Raw genomic sequence first — 20,100 nt, 5'->3', positions numbered from 1 at the left:
CTGACAGTAGCTAACACCCACGCTGCACGCCTTAAATGACCCCGTCGCCCAGCCCATTCGACAGGAGTCTCTCTCATGACCCGCCAACCCCCGATCTCCACGGACGCCGCGCTCATCCTGCGCGAGCTGGACATTCCCGGCCGCACCGGCCCCTACTTGGACAAATGGGGCATCAACATTGCCGCCGTCCGCGACAACTTCCCGCGTCAGGGCCTGCAATGCCGTGCGGGTCCGTGGGGCGTCATGGGGGTGGGCGACCTGCTGAAGATTTTCTGGGGCGACGGCAATCAGGTGCTGCAGAAGAGCGTTGGTCCGGATGAGAAAGACAAGCAGCTGACGCTGTTCATCCCGGCGGCACTGATCACCGACGGGCAATATAACGTTTCGTACAGTGTCACCCGCCTGGGCGGTACGCCCGAGCCGTCCGAGGTCATGAAGGTCTTCGTCAAACTCACCCGGCCCGGCGGCCAGGACCAGAATGGCGACACGCCCGGCCATTCCGAGCTGCACATGGTGATTCCTCAGGAGATTCTCGACGGCGGCATCGACAAGGACAACGTCGCCGCCGGCGTGGCCATCACCATCTTGCCTTATCCATACATGGCCGTCGGCGATGTGATCCAGGTGACCTGGGGCGGCCTGTTCGTGCTCAGCGACCCTCTGACCGAGGCGCAGGTCTCGGACCCGGCGAACAACCCCATCGTCGTCTGGATCAAGGAAGCCATCCTGCGTGCCGCGGGGGATTCGGACGGCAACGGCCTGGGGGTGGCCTTCGAAGTCTACGACGTGGTCGACAACCGCTCCGAAGACTGGAGCGCCGAGCAACGGGTGGTGGTGGCCGTTGACCAGACGCGACTTGAGGCGCCCATCCTCGATGAGGCCATCAACAACGTGCTGGATCTGGACAAGCTGGGCGACGCGGATGCCATTGCCAAAGTCTGGGCCGCGGGCGCCAACTTCAAACCGGGCGACATTATCGTCCTCCGGGTCCGGGGCACCCCGGTGGAGGGCCCGCCGATCGATATCGAGATCTCCAGCGAGCCGCTCGTCAGTGTTCCAAGTGTCCCTGAGGTGAGCGTGCCCAACGCGATGCTCAGGCAACTGGCCAAGGCCCAGGTGGCGGTTTCCTTTCGCCTGAAAAAAGCCGATGGCAGCGCCGACCTGCAGTCCAAGGGCCAGTTCGTGCGGGTCATCGGCGAGATCCAGCGCCTCAAGGCGCCCAACGCCGAAGACGCCGATAAAGACGCCATCGACCCGGCGCTGACACGCACGCGCATCGAAATCCCCTTCGATCCTTCGTTCGCCGCCGGCCAGGCCATCAAATTGTTCTGGCTCGGCAGCCGGCACGATTTCAGCATCTACCTGCCTGACCTGGGGCTGCACCCGATCACCAACGGCGATATCGAGGCCGGTGTGTCGCTGTGGATCACGGTCGCGGGCGAACACCTCGCGGCCATCAACGGCGGCAAGCTGGAGCTGTATTACCAGCTGTGGATCGACGATACGGTGCTGGCCAGCTGCAACCGGGTCAACTCCACCCATGCCATCCGCGAATCGATCCACGCGGATACGCTGAATGTCGGCAAATCGCGCAAGGAACTGCCGGCGCCCAAGGTGGGTGATGTCATCGACGGCTTTCTCGACCCGGACCTGTCGGGCACCACACTGATCGTGGAGTACTTGCAGACAGTTAAAAATGACGAGGTGGTCTATGAGTGGGTGGGCTCCAAGACCGGCACGGCCAGCGATTCGGTCACGCTGAATGCGTTCACCGCCGGCCAACCGGTGGTGTTCACCATCAAGGCGGAACTGATCAAGGGCAATGAGGGGGGGACGGTCAAGGCCTCGTATTTCATCAAACGGGCGGTGGGTGGGATCAGTTATTCGGACACGCTGGAATTCAGCGTGGGGGCGGCGCTGGAGTTGAAGTCGCCGACGCTGGTTGCTCCTGCCATCAACCCCATCGACGCGCTGAACTATCCACTCGGCGTCAGCGTACGGGTCGAGTTTCCAGAGGCGCTGCCAGGCGACGAGGCTCAGTTGTTCCTGCGTAACCCGTTCCCGAACTCACCGGCATTTGCGGCACTGCCGCTCGATCAGACATTCGCCACGTTCATCCTGGACGCAACGTTTCTCGGTCGATGGCATGGCCACGCTGCACAATTAAGCTGGAAGTTGATTCGGGGCGGGCAGTCGGTGGCTGAGTCGGAGCCGTTGGTATTGACGGTGAATCGGATAGCGGATGGCGATGAGCGGTTGCCGATATCGACGATCGATGGCGCGACAGAGGGGGAAGTCCTGAATGTAGCCGAGATGCAGGACAGTGCTCAGTTGAGAGTGGCCGCGTGGCCGCTTCAGGTGTCCGGACACTGTGTGTCGCTGCGCTATGACGGGTTCGATAAAACGGGTCAGCCGACGGACAAGGTAGTCTGGGAAGGGGCGCCACATGCATCGGCTTCGGGGCTGATCACGGCCGCGGCCAAGGCGTGGCTGCAAACTCTTGGCGACGGCTCGAAGGTGACCATCACGTTTGGTGTCAACTTTGGCAAGGAGCCTGATGCGGTCATGATGGTGAGGTTTCCGTTGCAGGTGTACACCATTCAGGTGCTGGTAGATCTGAAACCGGAGATTACTTCGGTTACCGGTTTACCCAGCGGGGAGGAAATCCCCAATGGCGATACGACCACCGAAACCAGCGTGACCCTGACCGGCACCGCCAGCGCAGGTCAGAAAGTCGAGATCTTTGACGGTGCGACCAGTAAAGGCACCGCAGACGTGGGAAGCAATGGTATCTGGACGTACCCGGTGACCGGACTGTCGGTGGCATCGCACAGCTTCACCGCCAAAGCGTTGTATGGCAGTGGCCAGACCTCGGTCGCGCGGACTTTGACCGTGACCGCCGTGGTCGCCCCGACCATCAGTTCGGTCAAAGGCTCGTCGAGTGGAATTGAGATCCCCAATGGCGGCACTACGGTCGAAACCAGCGTGACCCTGACCGGCACCGCCAGCAAAGGTCAGAAAGTCGAGATCTTTGATGGTGCGACCAGTAAAGGCGCCGCAGACGTGGGAAGCAATGGTATCTGGACGTACCCGGTGACCGGACTGTCGGTGGCATCGCACAGCTTCACCGCCAAAGCGTTGTATGGCAGTGGCCAGACCTCGGTCGCGCGGACTTTGACCGTGACCGCCGTGGTCGCCCCGACCATCAGTTCGGTCAAAGGCTCGTCGAGTGGAATCGAGATCCCCAATGGCGGCACTACGGTCGAAACCAGCGTGACCCTGACCGGCACCGCCAGCAAAGGTCAGAAAGTCGAGATCTTTGATGGTGCGACCAGTAAAGGCGCCGCAGACGTGGGCAGCAATGGTATCTGGACGTACCCGGTGACCGGACTGTCGGTGGCATCGCACAGCTTCACCGCCAAAGCGTTGTATGGCAATGGTCAGGTCTCCACCCCCCCACGGACCTTGACGGTTGCAAGGGAACTGATTCTGGATCCGACCCCAATGGTTCTCAACGGCTTAAACATTTCTATCGCAGGCACCGGGCTAAATTGGGCCCTCACCGGCAGTGACCCAGCCGGCACCGCCAACAACCGCGTCCCTACCGGGGGCACGCCGCCATACACCTACGGGTCCTCCAACCCCAACATCGCATCAGTCGATAGCAATGGCCGGGTACGCAGTGAAAGAAATGGACAGGCCACTATTTACGTATCCGACCAACATCAAACCAAGGAGTACCAAGTCACCACCTCCAACGTGATTACCTATCTTCATAATCACGTCCTCATGAATCATACCGAGTACCTCAACTGGGTCAGCCACGTCGGCGGTTTCCCCATCACCAGAAACGACTTCCCCACACACATCGACACGCTCACCCACAAATACAGACCCAACAACCCGTTTGTCCTACGGGCCACTGACATCCAGACTACCGTACCCCCGAACACCCCCGGCCACACAGGAATCCAAGTGGTATCACCAACGTATTTCTTTTACTCAAAGGGGCTCCTCGACACCGAAACCCTGAGCGGCATCTGCATCTCCCCACGGTGACCTTGACTCGCACCATGGGTTAGTACGAAAAAACGTTAATCCACCTCAGCCACTTCCCTGTTAGGGGCAGTGGCTGAGGCTTACTCCTACAAGCAGGGGGTGAATTTTCAATGTTAGAGCTGGTATTCGAGGCTAGTGGCGGAGTGCTTCGCCAGCTCGCTCGAAGAAAAACTTAACTTCGTATCCGGGACTAGTTGACCACTACAATATGGTGAAACTTTGTGGAGAGGCTCGGCTAGTCCTTCGTTCATTTGAGTACAAAACCAAACCCACGGAGTAGAAAAATGCCTATTTCAGATTCAGACATCACAGCAGCAGTGCCCGGCAACGTCGATTTGACATTTGGCCAAAACGGTTGCGTAACCATCCAGGTGCCTGGAGCAACGGAATCAGAGGTACGGTGTGTTGTCAGCAGTTAAGGGGACAGATCTATTTACGCGCCTTCGCCGTCAAAACTGATCTGAAATGGAGAATTAAACGGAGATGTTTAACGGACATCTCCAGACACTCTCTCAGGCTACACATCCTTGCGCCGTTGCCTACGACTGCGCCAGAATCGGCCGGCTTGTGCGCCTTGGGCCTGGGTTTTATCGTTTCCCCGTCGCTGAAAAACAGCGATGGGGTTTGGTAGCCCCGGGGTTGATCGTAAGGTGCTAAGCATCATGATTCGCAGTGTTTGTTCGACTCTGCTTTATGGTGGTCATGCACAGGGCGCTTTCGGGCGCGCCGGTTTCTTACGTCCCGGTCTACCAACCTGAGCATGGCCGCCACCTATTCGTTTGGTAGCGAGAGTGATGGCCTTAATTTAAATGACGTAAGAGGTTTTCATCTATGTTCAAACCAACACCAAACCCACCCGAAGCGGACGACGTTTCCCCCTACGAAACCGCCGATTCCAAAAAACTCAACGAGGCAGCCGAGCGTGCGCTCGACTTTCACTTCCCGTCGAATGCCGACATCAAAGCCACCCCGCGAACCCGCAGTACCCTGTTTTCCGTGGACCCAGAGGCCACGACCGAAACCCTGGCGGTTTATCTGGTCGAGACACTGGCCTCGGTCGATGTGATGGTGCATCAGTTGGTGGATCATCTGGAGGGTGAGTCGCGTTATGCGCTTTTGGGCATTTCGAACAGCATCATGGTGGCGGAGATTGCGGCTAATAGGGTGCTGGATAACGTTGGGCCGCAGGGTTAAAGCAGATTCAGAAGAGAGCACGACCTGTGGCGAGGGAGCTTGCCGGAACGCCGCACCGTCCCGCTCGGCTGCGCAGCAGTCGTAAACCGGATTACGCGGTGTGCCTGAAAGCTCGCGGTTGCAGCTTTTGGGACTGCTTCGCAGACCAGCGGGAGCAAGCTCCCTCGCCACAAAAGCTTGGGTGGGCGCAAAAGTGTGTCTGACCACAAAAGCCTGTGCGTACGTGCGAAATAAGAAACGGCCCGAAAGGGCCGTTTTTGCACTGATCGTTCCCACGCGCAGCAAAGGAAATGGGGACGTATTTATTTACTGTTAATTTTGCGCCACCTCCGTGAGGTGGGAAGGCCGGTCAGATGATTCTCACATCTATTTTTCGCATCCCCCCGACCATTCGTCGCCACTGTCAGATCTGACAGTAGCCAGCCCCCCGCCAAACCCTGTGTGATAGCCCCATCGCCCGGCCTCGTCCGCCAGCCCAAGGAGCCTCACCATGACCACCCCGTCCCCCGTCGAACCGAATAAAATCACCGCCGTCCTCCGGTCGCCCTATATTCCGGCCAGGACGGACATGCAGAACCAGCCGCCCTACCACGGCGGTATCCCGGCGCGGGCGCTCGAGGGCGGTCTGCAGGTGATCATCAACGCCTGGGAAACGATGAACATCGGCGATCTGGTCGAGATGTTCTGGGGCAACAGCAGCGCGCCGGTGTGGAGCAAAACCATCGAGCTGGAGAGCGAACTCAACAAGGACGTGGTGTTCCGCATCGCCGAAGGTTTTATCCTCGACGGTGACGCCAGGTCGGTGTTTTACCGCATCACCCGTCCGACCCAAGGGCCGCAGGATTCCACGCCGATCTTGACCCTGCTGGTCAAACGCACTCGTCCCGGCGGCCTCGACGACAGTCCCGAACCGGGGCACGACGGGCTCAAGTACACGTTGACACCGGACATTTCCAACGGCGTCGACCCCGGCATGGCGGAGCAGGGCGTACAGATGCGCATTGAGCCGTACGAAAACATCACGGTGTACGACCGCATCATCGCGCGCTGGGGCAGTCAGGAAGTGATGCATTACCCGGTGACCCCACAGCAGGTCGAAAACTCGGATCCGATCGTCATCACCTTCACCAAAGCCGTGATCGAAGCCGCCGGCGACGGGACGCGGGTGGCGGTAACCTATCAGGTGATCGACCGCTGCAACAACTACCCCGACGAGCGTGCGCCGTGGGCGGCCAGCACCCATGTGCTGGTCGATCTGGGCGGCAACCGCTTGAACGCCCCGCGGGTGCTGGTGGAGGGCAGACCGACCGACACGATCGACCTCGAACTCCTCGGAGAGGCCGATGTCATTGTGCGGGTTTATACACCTGAAACTGACTTTGCCGTCGGCGACAAGATTGTCATGACCTGGTCCGGCACCCCGGCCGAAGGCGGCCCGATTGTGGTCGGGCCGCTGGAGCAAACGGTCGAGTTCGTGCCGTTTCAGTGCGACTTCATCATCCCCAATGCCTCGGTCAAGGCGATCGCCAAGGGCTGGGCGACCGTGTCGTATGTGCGTGTGCGGGACGGCGTGGCCAATCGGCCGTCGAAAAATGCCAGCGTCGATGTGGTGGGCGAGATCAGCCACTTGCTGGCGCCGAGTGTCAAGGAGGCGCCGGGTGGGGCGCTGCCAACGGAAACGCTGTGGGCGACGGTGAATATTCCGTGGTATCCGGGGCGTCAAAGCAGTGATCAGGTGACGCTGATCTGGGAGGCGTCACGCCCTGGCAGTGGAGCGGAGTACTACGAAGATCCGCGGCCGGTCGGTGACGTTCCAGAACACGATCCGATTCTGCGCAGTGTGAGCAATGCCGAGATCCGTCGGTTCGATGGGCTCAACGTGAAGGTCTATTACCGCGTGGCCAACGATAAGGCGTTGGTCAGGAGCGTGCGCGAGTCGAAGCCGTTCTGGATGCAGGTAGGTGATGTGGCGCCGCAATTCGTCCGTCCTGAAGTAGACGAAAAGGAGCCTGACAGCAACGTACTGGACCCGGAAAAGGTGCCATCCAGCGGTGCCACTTTAGAAGTGCCACATTTAGATACGCAGCCCAACGACATTGTGAACTACCGCTGGCGGGGTTCAGCCCTCGATGGCAGTACCAGCGGCTCTGTCGAGCTGACCACGCAAACTTCGGGAAAACCGGTGAAGTTCACCATCGCCAAGTCCTTCGTGATTGCCAACCTGAACGGCACGGTGGTCGCGGACTACACCATCGTGCGCAACGGGGTGACGCTTGGGCAATCGTTTGAGTTGAGATTGGGCATTGGCTACATCGAACCGGAGATTCATTCGGTCAAAGATCTTGCAAATGCTGAAATTCCCCACGGCGGCACTACTCTTGAAACCACCGTGACACTGACCGGTATCGCCAGCAAAGGTCAGAAAGTCGATGTGCTCGATGGTTCTGTTTCCAAAGGACAGGCCACCGCCGACCTGACGACGGGGATCTGGACGCTTCTGGTGACGGCACTGAGCGTGGCAGCCCACAGCTTCACTGCCAAGGCGTTGTACGGTCCGGGGCAGAGCTCCGCGGCACGAACCTTGACCGTGACAGCGGTGGTCGCACCGACTATTTCCTCGGTCAAAGGCAACCCGAGCGGGGTCGAAATTCCCAATGGCGGTGCGACGATCGAAACCAGCATCACGCTGACCGGCACGGCCAGCAAAGGTCAGAAAGTCGATGTGCTCGATGGCGCTGTCTCCAAAGGTCAGGCCACCGCGAACCTGACGACGGGGATCTGGACGCTTCTGGTGACGGTACTGAGCGTGGCAGCCCACAGCTTCACTGCCAAGGCGTTGTACGGTCCGGGGCAGAGTTCCGCGGCACGAACCTTGACCGTGACAGCGGTGATCGCACCGACTATTTCCTCGGTCAAAGGCAACCCGAGCGGGGTCGAAATTCCCAATGGCGGTACGACGATCGAAACCAGCATCACGCTGACCGGCACGGCCAGTAAAGGTCAGAAAGTCGATGTGCTCGATGGCGCGGTCTCCAAAGGTCAGGCCACCGCGAACCTGACGACGGGGATCTGGACGCTTCTGGTGACGGCACTGAGCGTGGCAGCCCACAGCTTCACCGCCAAGGCGTTGTACGGTCCGGGTCAGAGCTCCGCGGCACGAACCTTGACCGTGACAGCGGTGATCGCACCGACTATTTCCTCGGTCAAAGGCAACCCGAGCGGGGTCGAAATTCCCAATGGCGGTACGACGATCGAAACCAGCATCACGCTGACCGGCACGGCCAGTAAAGGTCAGAAAGTCGATGTGCTCGATGGCGCGGTCTCCAAAGGTCAGGCCACCGCGAACCTGACGACGGGGATCTGGACGCTTCTGGTGACGGCACTGAGCGTGGCAGCCCACAGCTTCACCGCCAAGGCGTTGTACGGTCCGGGTCAGAGCTCCGCGGCACGAACCTTGACCGTGCTCCTTGCACTCGAGCTGGATCCGACCCCAATGGTTCTCAACGGCCGCAACATTTCTTTCGCAGGCACAGGAATCGATTTCACATACACAGGAAATGACCCAGTCAACACCGCGGAAAGACGTACCCCTTTCGGTGGCACCCCTCCATACAGTTACAAGTCATCTAATCCTTCAGTCGCCACAGTCGACAGTGCCGGCATAGTACGCAGCGAGGGGAATGGCACGGCTACCATCTCGGTATCCGACCAAAACGGATCATCAAAATCATATCAAGTCAACGTTTCTAACGTCAGCCAGTGCCTTTACCGACGCGACCTTATGACATACTCGGCCTACGTCCAATGGGCTTCCAGCGCAGGCGGACGCCTTCCGGCTTACAACGAAATCTATGAGAACTACAAGCTCATCGACGAAAAATACCGTTTTAACCTAGGATCCACAAACATCACAGCATGGTTTGGGGCACTTCGCAGCGACGGCAGGGCCCAGTGGCTCTATATCAAATCGACCAACACTAGCCATGGTTCCGGTCCTAACGAGATCCATGGCCCTAATGGCGGCCTCGCGTTTAGGAACTCATGACCGGCTCCGAGGGTACGAAAAAAAGTTCATCCGCCTCAGCCATTTCCCCGTCCGGGGAAGTGGCTGGACGGATAAGGGGACGTATTTATTTAGTCGATCTACCTATCCACCCCTTCGTGGCTGAGTTCTGGCCGGTTTAAACGAAGGTGTTTAGCACAGATCTCCGGAGAGAAAAGGAGAGAAAAGGGGACGTATTTATTTATCCGCCGTGTGCTCTGGTGAATAAGCTTTGGATGAAAATTAAACGAAGGTGTTTAACACACATCTCCAGACACTCTCTCAGGCTACACATCCTTGCGCCGTTGCCTACGACTGCGCCAGAATCGGCCGGCTTGTGCGCCTTGGGCCTGGGTTTTATCGTTTCCCCGTCGCTGAAGAACAGCGATGGGGTTTGGTAGCCCGGATTTTCACAAGAGTGCAACGCACCATCAATTGAGGCGTCTTTCGTCTCAGCTTTTATGGTGGTCATGCACAGGGCGTCTTCGGACGCGCCGGTATCCTTGTGCCCGGTCTACCAACCTGAGCATGGCCACCACCCTTCGTTTGGTAGCGAGGGTGATGGCTCCTTTTTGGTAGCACAAGGAGTTTCATCTATGTTCAAACCAACACCAAACCCACCCGAAGCGGACGACGTTTCCCCCTACGAAACCGCCGATTCCAAAAAACTCAACGAGGCAGCCGAGCGTGCGCTCGACTTTCACTTCCCGTCGAATGCCGACATCAAAGCCGCCCCGCGAACCCGCAGTACCCTGTTTTCCGTGGACCCAGAGGCTACGACCGAAACCCTGGCGGTTTATCTGGTCGAGACGCTGGCCTCGGTCGATGTGATGGTGCATCAGTTGGTGGATCATCTGGAGGGTGAGTCGCGTTATGCGCTTTTGGGCATTTCGAACAGCATCATGGTGGCGGAGATTGCGGCGAATCGGGTGCTGGATAACGTTGGGCCGCAGGGTTAAAGCAGATTCAGAAGAGAGCACGACCTGTGGCGAGGGAGCTTGTCGGAACGCCGCACCGTCCCGCTCGGCTGCGCAGCAGTCGTAAACCGGATTACGCGGTGTGCCTGAAAGCTCGCGGTTGCAGCTTTTGGGACTGCTTCGCTGCCCAGCGGGAGCAAGCTCCCTCGCCACAAAAGCTTGGGTGGGCGCAAAAGTGTGTCTGACCACAAAAGCCTGTGTGTAGGTGCGAAATAAGAAACGGCCCGAAAGGGCCGTTTTTGCACTGATCGTTCTCATGCGCAGCAATGGAATGCTTCTAGGGACGCTACGCGTTCCAGCTCAGGAAAGGGACGCGGAGCGTCCCGGGCTGCATTCCCACGCGGAGCGTAGGAACGATCATTAAACGATCATTAAACGATCATTACACCCGCAACGTCCGCGTCATACGCAGCGCCAAGATGCTCCCGCAAACAATCACACCCGCCAGCAAATAAAGCGCCGCATCAGTCGACCCGGTGCTGTCCTTGACCCAACCCACCAGGTACGGGCTCAGGAAACCCGCCATCTGCCCCATGGAGTTGATCAATGCCAGACCACCCGCTGCCGCGCCTGCGCTCAGCATTGCTGTTGGCACTGGCCAGAACATCGGCAGGCCGGTGAGGGCGCCCATGGTGGCGATGGTCAAACCGAGGATCGCAATGGCCGGCGTGGTCGCGAAGTTCACGGCAATCAGCAGACCGACCGCGCCCATCAGCATCGGCACCACCAAGTGCCAGCGGCGTTCTTTGCGCAAGTCCGCCGAGCGACCGACCATCAACATGAACAGCGCCGCCAGCAGATAAGGGATCGCACTCAACCAGCCGATCACCAGGTTATCGCTAAAGCCCAGGTTCTTGATGATTGACGGCAACCAGAAGTTGATCGCGTAGACGCCGCTCTGGATGCAGAAGTAGATCAATCCGAACGCCCAGATCGCCGGGTTTTTGAACACGGCCAGCAGCGAGTCGGTGGTGGTTTTCGGTTTGTTGGCAAGGTCTTCGGCGTGGTCGGCTTCCAGCACCGAACGCTCGAATGGCGTGAGCCATTTGGCGTTGGCGTAACTGTCGCTCAGCAGGAAATAGGCGAGGGCGCCAAGGATCACGGTTGGAATGCCTTGCAGCAGGAACATCCACTGCCAGCCGGCCAAACCGCCCTGGCCGGCGGCGAAGTGGTTGAGGATCCAGCCGGAAAACGGGCTGCCGAGCAGGCCGGACACCGGGATCGCCGACATGAACAGCGCCATGATGCGGCCACGGCGGAAGGTCGGGAACCACTGCGAAAGATAAAGCACCACGCCCGGAAAGAACCCGGCTTCGGCCGCGCCGGTGAACAGGCGCAGGGTGTAGAACTCGGTCGGGGTGGTGACGAACAGCAGGCAGGTCGAGAGCGTGCCCCAGACGATCATCATCAGCGCGATCCAGCGCCGTGGGCCGAATTTGGTCAGGGCCAGGTTGCTTGGCACACCGCACAACACGTAGCCGATAAAGAATATTCCGGCCCCGAGGCCGTACACGGTTTCGCTGAATTTCAGTGCGTCGAGCATCTGCAGTTTGGCGAATCCAACGTTGACCCGGTCGAGGTAGTTGAACAGGTAGCAGATGAAGATGAAGGGGATCAAACGCAGGGTAATGCGTTTGTAGACGGCGTTTTTGTCGTCAACGATGGCCTGGGTAGCGGCGGCGCTTTGTGACATGGCGGGCTCTCTCTTTATTATGATTTTTTGCGATGCGCAGGGTAACGTTGATCGCCCAGAGAGTCTCGGCCACCCTCGGGGTTGCTGTCTTTGTGCCTGAGCACAGGGTTTGCAACCAAGCCCTGTGCGGGTGAACAACCCCGTCCCATCACGCTTTCAAGGATCCCGATATGTTCGAACTCGATCACGACCTGGCCCAGGACATCGTCGACCGGGCGATGGCCATCCTGCCGTACAACGTCAACGTCATGGACAGCCAGGGCTTGATCCTCGGCAGCGGTGAGCCGGAGCGCATCAACACCCGCCATGAAGGCGCGCAATTGGTGCTGGCGAACGGGCGGGTGGTGGAAATCGACGCGCAGACGGCGATTCATCTCAAAGGCGTGCAGCCGGGGATCAACCTGCCGCTGTTGCTCGATCAGCGCTTGATCGGCGTGCTGGGGATTACCGGTGAACCCGAGCAATTGCGCACCTATGCCGAACTGGTGCGGATGACCGCCGAGATGTTGGTGGGCCAGCGCAATCAGCAGGCCGAGCAGCAATGGCGGCGTCAGCGTTGCGATGATCTGCTGGCGTTGCTGCTGAGCGAGGCGGGGGATTCGCCGCGCTTGCTGGACGAAGCGCAGCAGTTGGGCCTGAAGCCGCAGATGACGCGGGTGCCGTATCTGTTTGAGTTGGGCATGGAGCACGGTCCGGGGCAAACCGTCGATGCGCTCAGTGCCTGGCTGACGTCACGTTACCCGGACAGTTGGTGCGTGAGTTCGGCCAAGTCGTCGTTGCTCTGGTGCCGCCCGGCGAGTCAGGCGATCGAGAATGATCGACTGCTGGAAAAACTAGACGGTCTGGGCTGGAACATTTTGCGCATTGCCGTGGGCGGGCAGGCGGATGGATTGTCCGGGCTGCGTCGGTGTTATCGACGGGTCGGCGACTTACTGGCCTATGGGCGCGATGTGTTGCCGCGTTCGCGGTTGCTGACGCTCAACCGTTATCGACTGCCGGTGATGCTGTGGCGCCACCGCAACGATGACGCGCTGGATGAGCTGCTCAAGCCGCTGCGCAAAGTCATCGCCAAGGACGGCAACGGCCAACTGCTGGCGACCTTGCGCAGTTGGTGCGAACACGACGGGCAGAGCCAGGCGTGTGCCGATGCGTTGGGGATTCATCGCAACAGTTTGCGTTATCGGATGGAGCGGATTGCCGAGTTGAGTGGGGTTGATCCGCTGAAGCTTGATGGGATGCTCGCCTTGTACCTAGGCGTCCAGCTCCTCCCGCAAACCGACTGAGCTCCCCCAATCCCGTAGCAGCTGCCGAGCAGCGCGAGGCTGCGTTCGGCGGCGAAGCCGTCGTGAAACCATCCGCTGCGGTGAATCAGACGAACCGCATATACCGGATTTGCGAGGACTTCGTCCTCGAACGCAGCCTCGCGCTGCTCGGCAGCTGCTACAAACAAGTGTATTGGTCGGGTTTTGTGGAAATGAACAATAAACGCCACCCCCGCTTGTGCAGCGGACCGGCGTTATTGTTCGGGGCTGCTGGCAGCATGGAACGCATTGGAACTGGAGAATTCGCATGAAAATCGTCATCGCCCCCGATTCGTTCAAGGACAGCCTGAGTGCCCAGGGTGTGGCCGACGCCATCGCCCTCGGTTTGGCGCAGGTCTGGCCCGATGCGCAACTTGTCAAATGCCCGATGGCCGACGGTGGCGAAGGCACGGTCGAGTCGATTCTGGCGGCGTGTGAAGGTGAGTTGCGCAGGACGCAAGTTCGCGGTCCGCTCGGCGTCACCGTCGATGCCGCTTGGGGATGGTTGCCGCACAACCACACCGCGATCATCGAAATGGCCGAGGCCAGCGGCTTGCAATTGGTTCCGCCGGGGCAGCGCGACGCGTGCGTCAGCAGCACCTTTGGCACCGGCGAGCTGATTCACGCGGCGCTGGATGCCGGGGCGCAACGGGTGATCCTGGCGATTGGCGGCAGCGCCACCAACGACGGCGGTGCCGGGGCGATGCAGGCGCTGGGCGTGAAGTTGCTGGACGCCCAAGGGCAAACGCTGGCACCGGGCGGTTTGGCATTGGCGCAACTGGCTCGGATCGATCTGAGTGAAATCGATCCGCGCTTGGCCAACGTGCGCTTCGACATCGCGGCCGACGTCAATAATCCCCTGTGCGGTCCTCACGGCGCTTCAGCGATTTTTGGTCCGCAGAAAGGTGCATCGCCCGATCAGGTTCAACAATTGGATGCCGCCCTTGGACACTTCGCCGGGCTGTGCGCTCAGGCGTTGGGCAAAGACGTCAAGGACGAGCCGGGAAGCGGTGCGGCGGGTGGTCTGGGGTTTGCGGCCAAGGCGTTTCTGGATGCTCAATTCAAGGCCGGCGTGGAAGTCGTTGCCGAGTTGGTCGGGTTGGCAGAGGCGGTCAAGGGCGCCGACCTGGTGATCACTGGCGAAGGACGTTTCGACGCCCAGACCTTGCGCGGCAAGACGCCGTTCGGCGTGGCGCGGATTGCCCGGGAACAGGGCGTGCCGGTGATTGTGATCGCGGGGACGTTGGGCGAGGGGTATCAGGATTTGTACGAACATGGCATCGATGCGGCGTTTGCCTTGGCCAGTGGCCCTATGACCCTGGAACAGGCGTGTGCCGAGGCACCGCGACTGTTGCAAGATCGGGCGAGTGATATTGCGCGGGTTTGGCGAATCGCCGCTCGCAAATCCTGAAGTTCAATCCATTCCTGTAGCAGCTGCCGAGCCTGCGAGGCTGCGTTCGAGGACGCAGTCCTCGCCAATCCGAAACATGCGGTTTGCCTGAATGACCGCGTTGTCTGGTTTTACGACTGCTTCGCAGCCGAACGCAGCCTCGCAGGCTCGACAGCTGCTACAGGGATTGGTGTTTCAAGGTTGAAACACCTGCAGCCCCGCGAAATATTTTTCTCAATTCCCCGCATAAAACCTCATCCCCAGCCGATACCCCCAATAGGCGCACACAAACCTATTACAACACCGGCGCCAAGCTGACCCCGCGCGCCCTAACGCCCGCCAATCAGCAATCCCCGCAAGGACGCTCGCCGCCTCAATCACCCGAGTATCGTCCTATGTCCCTGCGTAATCTGAATATCGCGCCTCGAGCTTTCCTGGGTTTTGCCTTCATTGCCTTGCTCGTCATCGTGCTGGGTGTGTTTGCGGTGAATCGCATGTCGATCATTCGCCAGTCCTCGATCGACATGGGCAGCACCCAACTGCCCAGCGTCAGCTACCTGGGCAATGTCACCGAAAACATCCTGCGTATGCGCATCCTGTCGTTCCGGATTCTGGTCAACCGCGAGCCAGCCAGTTTGCAGGAGGCTGAAACCCGCATCGGCGTGCTCACCGACAAGGCGCGCAAGGCGCAGGCCAGCTATGCCGAGTTGCCGGCAGGCCCTGACGAAGCGGCGCTGTATAAGGTGTTCAGCGCGACGCTGGACAATTACATGCAAGCGCAGCGCGAGATGATGGACCTGTCGCGCCAGAACAAGGTGGATGAGATGCGCACCTTGATCAACACGCGGATCAAGGAAGGCACCGACCTGATGGGCGAACAGCTCAATAAACTGGTGGCGTACAACAATGATGGCGCGAAAGCGGCCGGTATTATCGCTGAAGAAAACTACAACACCGCCGTGAACGGAATCATTGCGGTGTCGGTGGTGGCTTCGCTCATGACCGTGCTGCTGGCCTGGCTGTTGACCCGCAGCATCGTCACGCCGCTGAATCGCGCCGTGCAGGCAGCCGAAACCATTGCCAGCGGCAACCTGACCAAAGCTATTGAAGTCGACGGCAAGGACGAACCGGCGAAGTTGCTCGGCGCCTTGTCCGTCATGCAGGCCAACCTGCGCAAAACCATCGAACAGATCGCCGGTTCCGCCACGCAACTGGGTGCCGCCGCTGAAGAATTGAGCACCGTGACCCAGGAAGCGTCTCGAGGCCTGCAACAACAGAACAACGAAATCGAACAGGCCGCAACAGCGGTCAACGAAATGACCGCCGCCGTGGAAGAAGTCGCGCGCAACGCCGTGTCGACCTCCGAAGCCTCGAACCAGTCGACCCAGGCCGCCCGCGAAGGCCGCGACCGCGTGGTGGAAACGGTCGACGCGATCCAGACCATGACACACGACGTGCAAAACACTTCGTTGATGATCGAAGGCCTGGCCGCTCAGGGCCGCGACATCGGCAAAGTGCTGGACGTGATCCGCGCCATCGCCGAGCAAACCAACCTGCTGGCCCTCAACGCTGCGATTGAAGCGGCCCGTGCCGGTGAAGCCGGACGGGGTTTTGCCGTGGTCGCGGACGAAGTCCGGGCCCTGGCCCATCGCACCGCACAATCGACCCAGGAAATCGAAAAAATGGTCGCCGGCATCCAGAACGGCACCGGCGAGGCCGTCTCGTCGATGCAGCAAAGCAATCAACGCACACAGAGCACCCTGGAAATGGCTCGAGCCGCCGGTGTGGCGCTGGAGCAGATCACCCAGTCGATTCACTTGATCAACGAACGCAACCTGGTGATCGCCAGTGCCTCCGAAGAACAGGCCCAGGTGTCCCGCGAAGTCGACCGCAACCTGGTGAACATCCGCGACCTCGCCACCCAGTCCGCCGCGGGTGCCAATCAGACCAGCGCCGCGACGCACGAACTGTCGCGTCTGGCGGTAGATTTGAATGCGATGGTGGCGCGGTTTGTGATTTGAAGCAGGGATATTTCCGAACTCGCTTAAGCGTGCTTAGTGAGCCAAACGAAAACTGAAGCGGTTAAGCGCTTCAGTTTTCGTAAAGAGGAGTGCTCTAATGCCTCTCGCGTGCAGGGCGCTCTTCATCAAAGCAAGATATCAATGCGTAGAGGTTGTGACGAGGGTCCGACGTTACCGGCTCGATCGGCGAGGGTGTGGAATGCTAAACGCGCGCCGCTACCTACAGCGCGAACAATATCGCCACTGATGATTAAAGTAGTTGCCGAGTCGGCGTCGTGAACCTTTTTAATCAGAACAGGATCACTGACAACGTCACCCAGGAAGAAGCGGATCAGATCACCTGGTTGTTGATCCAGATATCGCTCTACGGTGACTACCACCTCATCGTTGTGGGCGGCCAAGTAGGCAGAGGTAATGCCTTTTTTCATAATCTCTTCTGGCCACACTGCGCGAGGAGGAGGCTGGCCTGCGTTCGGCGCAGTGCGATCGACTGTGAAGTGATTAGTTTGCGACGGGCCGCTCGTGTTTCCGCCAATGATCAGTTGGTAAAAGACTTCGTATACCCCTTCTGCATGAAAACGAGCGGGTTCGATTTGAACGGGAAAGGGAAACAGAGCGGGATCAATGGGAGTTTCAAAAGCATAGGTACTGGCAGGCGACGACGGTAACCCCACCATTCCAATGTGCAGTTGGAGAACTACTTCCATGTGGTCCGGAAGGGAAGGAAATTGCGGAACAGCCAACTTAAGCGGTTTGTAAAGCGCCTCAAGCGGCAATATATTGGGCTGGCCGCCTGGAATGTTTGGCAACGCGTCAACGATGTAAAGATGCGCGAGTTTCTGGCGTTGTTCGTTGAGATTCGACATTTCAAAAATCCTTCATTGATTGAGTTCAACAGGAAACGGCATCAATAAAACGAAATTCCTCGGTCTATTGAGCAAGCCCCGTGCCGCCTCCGTCTACTGTCAAACCTGACAGCTAGACACCCCATAAAAAGTCAGCCACATTGCAATCTTCCCCGCGATCGCCTCGCCGTAATACCAAACAACTGGCGCGTTTCGTGATTTGAGATAGGGTTGAGTCTGGAAGTCCGCGCGCGACAGGAGAAACACATGCGCTATTCAGCCTTGACCCAACGAATCGCCGGCGACGGAGCGGCAGCCTGGCAGATTCATGACCGAGCGCTGGAAATGCGCGAACAAGGAATCGATGTGCTGCTGTTGTCCATCGGCGATCCGGATTTCGACACGCCGCCGCCCATCGTGCAGGCCGCCATCGACAGCTTGCGGGCCGGCGACACGCATTACCCGGAAGTGCGCGGCAGCCGCGGGCTGCGCAATAGCGTTGCGCGGCGCCATCGACAGCGCAGTGGTCAGGCGGTGGACGCCGATCATGTGATCGTGTTTCCGGGGGCGCAATGTGCGGTGTATTCGGTTGCGCAATGCCTGCTCGATCCGGGCGATGAAGTGATCGTCGCCGAGCCGATGTACGTGACCTACGAAGGCGTGTTCGGCGCCTGCGCCGCAAAAGTGGTGCCAGTGGCGGTGCGGCCGGAGAACGGCTTTCGCGTTGATCCGGCGGATGTTGCGGCGCTGATCACGCCGAAGACCCGCGTCCTGTTGCTCAACAGCCCCAACAACCCCTCCGGCGCCAGCCTGTCCTTGAAGACCTGGCAAGCGCTGGCCGCGTTGTGCGTGCGCCATGATCTGTGGCTGATCAGCGACGAGGTCTACAGCGATCTGTTGTTCGAGGGCGAACACATCAGCCCGGCGAGCCTGCCGGGCATGGCCGAACGCACTGCGACGATCAACAGCCTGTCCAAATCCCACGCCATGAGCGGCTGGCGCGTCGGTTGGTCGATCGGCCCGAAAATGCTGGCCGAACACCTGGTGCATTTGTCGTTGTGCATGCTGTTCGGCATCCCTGATTTTGTGCAGAAAGCCGCGCAAGTGGCGCTGGATGAAGACCTGCCGGAAGTGGCGCTGATGCGTGAGGAATATCGCCAGCGTCGCGATCTGGTGTGCGCGCGCTTGAGCAATTGCGCGGGGATTCGCCCGATCCGGCCGGATGGCGGGATGTTTGTGATGGTGGACGTGCGCCCGACCGGGTTGTGCGCCCAGGCGTTCGCCGAGCGCTTGCTGGAGGGTTACGGCGTGTCGGTGCTCGCCGGTGAGGCGTTCGGACCGAGTGCGGCGGGGCACATCCGGATCGGGTTGGTGGTGGATCAAGTGAAACTGGCGGATGCGTGCCGGCGGATTGCCTTGTGTGCGGCGGACCTTCTGGAGGCCCGGCGAGCCTGATAGCTTTGTGTTGTTTGTGCTGGCCCCTTCGCGGGCAAGCCTCGCTCCTACAAGGATTTTGTGAACACCACAAATCCAGTGTAGGAGCGAGGCTTGCCCGCGAAGGCTGCCTGACAGACGACGAAAATCTTACGCCTCGGACCACGCCCCAACATTCACCAAATTTGCAGGCCGCTCCCCAGCCAACGCGGCCAGCAGATTATCCACCGCGCACCGGGCCATCGCCTCCCGCGTCTCATGCGTCGCCGACCCCATGTGCGGCGTCGCCACCACGTTGTTCAACGCCAACAACGGCGAATCAACATTCAGCGGTTCACGCTCAAACACATCCAGCCCGGCCGCGCGAATCTGCCCTGTGCGCAACGCTTCGATCAATGCCGGCTCATCCACCACCTTTCCCCGGGAAATATTGATGAAAATGCTCTCCGGGCGCATCAAGGCGAATTCCTCAGCGCCAATCAACCCTTCGGTCTCAGCCGTCAGCGGCAAAGTCAGGCAAATAAAATCCGCCTGCTGCAATAGCTCGTTCAGGCTGCGGTACTCAGCATTAAACCGTTGTTCAACCGCCGGTTTTGGCGAATGACTGTGATAGATCACCGGCATGCCAAAGCCGAAATGCCCACGTTGCGCCAACGCCTCGCCAATGCGCCCCATACCAATGATGCCCAACGTCTTGCCGTGCACATCGGTGCCGAAATGCACCGGGCCGATGTTGCGGTTCCAATGACCGGCACGCACCATATTGGCCAGTTCCACCACCCGCCGGGCCGTCGCCAGAATCAACGCAAACCCCGTGTCAGCCGTGGTTTCGGTCAGCACGTCCGGTGTGTTGCTGAGCAGGATGCGCCGCTCGGTCAGGTAGTCGATGTCGTAGTTGTCGACGCCCACGGAGACGCTGGCGATGGCCTGCAGATTCGGCGCCCGGTCGAGTAATTCGGCGTCCAGTTTCAGGCTCGCGCCGAGCAAGCCGTGGGCCCGGGGCAGGGCGTCGCGCAGTTGTTCGATACCCTCCGGGCTGAGGTTGTCGATCAGTGTCACGTCGGTGTGCTCATGCAGGCGAGCCATCAACAGCGGCGAGAGTTTCTTGTACAGCACGACCTGCTTTTTCATCGTCATCATCTCA

General features: G+C 59.6%; 11 protein-coding genes and 1 pseudogene. 9 read left to right on the top strand and 3 right to left on the bottom strand.

What is annotated here, in order from left to right; all coding sequences use genetic code 11:
- Positions 1–75 precede the first annotated feature (75 nt).
- From ACYZT6_RS13330 to ACYZT6_RS13315, 4 genes are all read left to right on the top strand, one after another.
- Positions 76–4,059 carry an Ig-like domain-containing protein gene (locus tag ACYZT6_RS13330; protein ID WP_462027290.1) on the top strand — a complete coding sequence of 1,328 codons (3,984 nt, stop codon included), beginning with the start codon at positions 76–78 and terminating at the stop codon, positions 4,057–4,059.
- An 831-nt stretch (positions 4,060–4,890) separates the two neighbouring features.
- Entirely contained in the window at positions 4,891–5,253 is a 363-nt protein-coding gene (locus ACYZT6_RS13325; RefSeq protein ID WP_462027289.1) for a DUF6124 family protein, read from the top strand.
- A 490-nt stretch (positions 5,254–5,743) separates the two neighbouring features.
- Complete coding sequence (locus ACYZT6_RS13320; RefSeq protein ID WP_462027288.1) at positions 5,744–9,298, top strand: Ig-like domain-containing protein; 3,555 nt, start codon at positions 5,744–5,746, stop codon at positions 9,296–9,298.
- 593 nt (positions 9,299–9,891) lie between these two features.
- A complete protein-coding gene (locus tag ACYZT6_RS13315) occupies positions 9,892–10,254 on the top strand; it encodes a DUF6124 family protein (protein WP_462027287.1) in 363 nt (120 codons plus the stop codon).
- A 400-nt stretch (positions 10,255–10,654) separates the two neighbouring features.
- Here ACYZT6_RS13315 and ACYZT6_RS13310 read toward each other — a convergent pair whose 3' ends face one another.
- On the bottom strand, positions 10,655–11,965 hold the full coding sequence (locus ACYZT6_RS13310; RefSeq protein ID WP_462027286.1) for an MFS transporter: 1,311 nt from the start codon (positions 11,963–11,965) through the stop codon (positions 10,655–10,657).
- A gap of 170 nt (positions 11,966–12,135) precedes the next feature.
- Between ACYZT6_RS13310 and ACYZT6_RS13305 the strand changes: the two genes are divergently transcribed.
- From ACYZT6_RS13305 to ACYZT6_RS13290, 4 genes and pseudogenes are all read left to right on the top strand, one after another.
- Positions 12,136–13,248 (top strand): sugar diacid recognition domain-containing protein, encoded by a 1,113-nt coding sequence (locus tag ACYZT6_RS13305; protein WP_462027285.1) that lies wholly within the window; start codon positions 12,136–12,138, stop codon positions 13,246–13,248.
- A 286-nt stretch (positions 13,249–13,534) separates the two neighbouring features.
- Positions 13,535–14,677 carry a glycerate kinase gene (locus tag ACYZT6_RS13300; protein ID WP_462027284.1) on the top strand — a complete coding sequence of 381 codons (1,143 nt, stop codon included), beginning with the start codon at positions 13,535–13,537 and terminating at the stop codon, positions 14,675–14,677.
- A gap of 374 nt (positions 14,678–15,051) precedes the next feature.
- Positions 15,052–15,771 (top strand): annotated as a pseudogene (locus tag ACYZT6_RS13295) (MCP four helix bundle domain-containing protein); the annotation flags it as partial.
- Between the two features lie 42 nt (positions 15,772–15,813).
- Positions 15,814–16,677 (top strand): methyl-accepting chemotaxis protein, encoded by an 864-nt coding sequence (locus ACYZT6_RS13290; RefSeq protein ID WP_462029947.1) that lies wholly within the window; start codon positions 15,814–15,816, stop codon positions 16,675–16,677.
- 125 nt (positions 16,678–16,802) lie between these two features.
- Here ACYZT6_RS13290 and ACYZT6_RS13285 read toward each other — a convergent pair whose 3' ends face one another.
- On the bottom strand, positions 16,803–17,543 hold the full coding sequence (locus ACYZT6_RS13285; protein WP_462027283.1) for a hypothetical protein: 741 nt from the start codon (positions 17,541–17,543) through the stop codon (positions 16,803–16,805).
- Between the two features lie 246 nt (positions 17,544–17,789).
- Between ACYZT6_RS13285 and ACYZT6_RS13280 the strand changes: the two genes are divergently transcribed.
- Positions 17,790–18,977, top strand: a complete 1,188-nt coding sequence (locus ACYZT6_RS13280; RefSeq protein ID WP_462027282.1) for a pyridoxal phosphate-dependent aminotransferase — start codon at positions 17,790–17,792, stop codon at positions 18,975–18,977.
- Between the two features lie 129 nt (positions 18,978–19,106).
- On the opposite strand, the gene ACYZT6_RS13275 is transcribed toward ACYZT6_RS13280, so the two are convergent.
- A complete protein-coding gene (locus tag ACYZT6_RS13275) occupies positions 19,107–20,087 on the bottom strand; it encodes an NAD(P)-dependent oxidoreductase (protein ID WP_462027281.1) in 981 nt (326 codons plus the stop codon).
- Positions 20,088–20,100 lie beyond the last annotated feature (13 nt).

The organism is Pseudomonas sp. RT6P73 (assembly GCF_054897715.1).
This window is presented reverse-complemented; position numbering and strand designations above follow the sequence as displayed.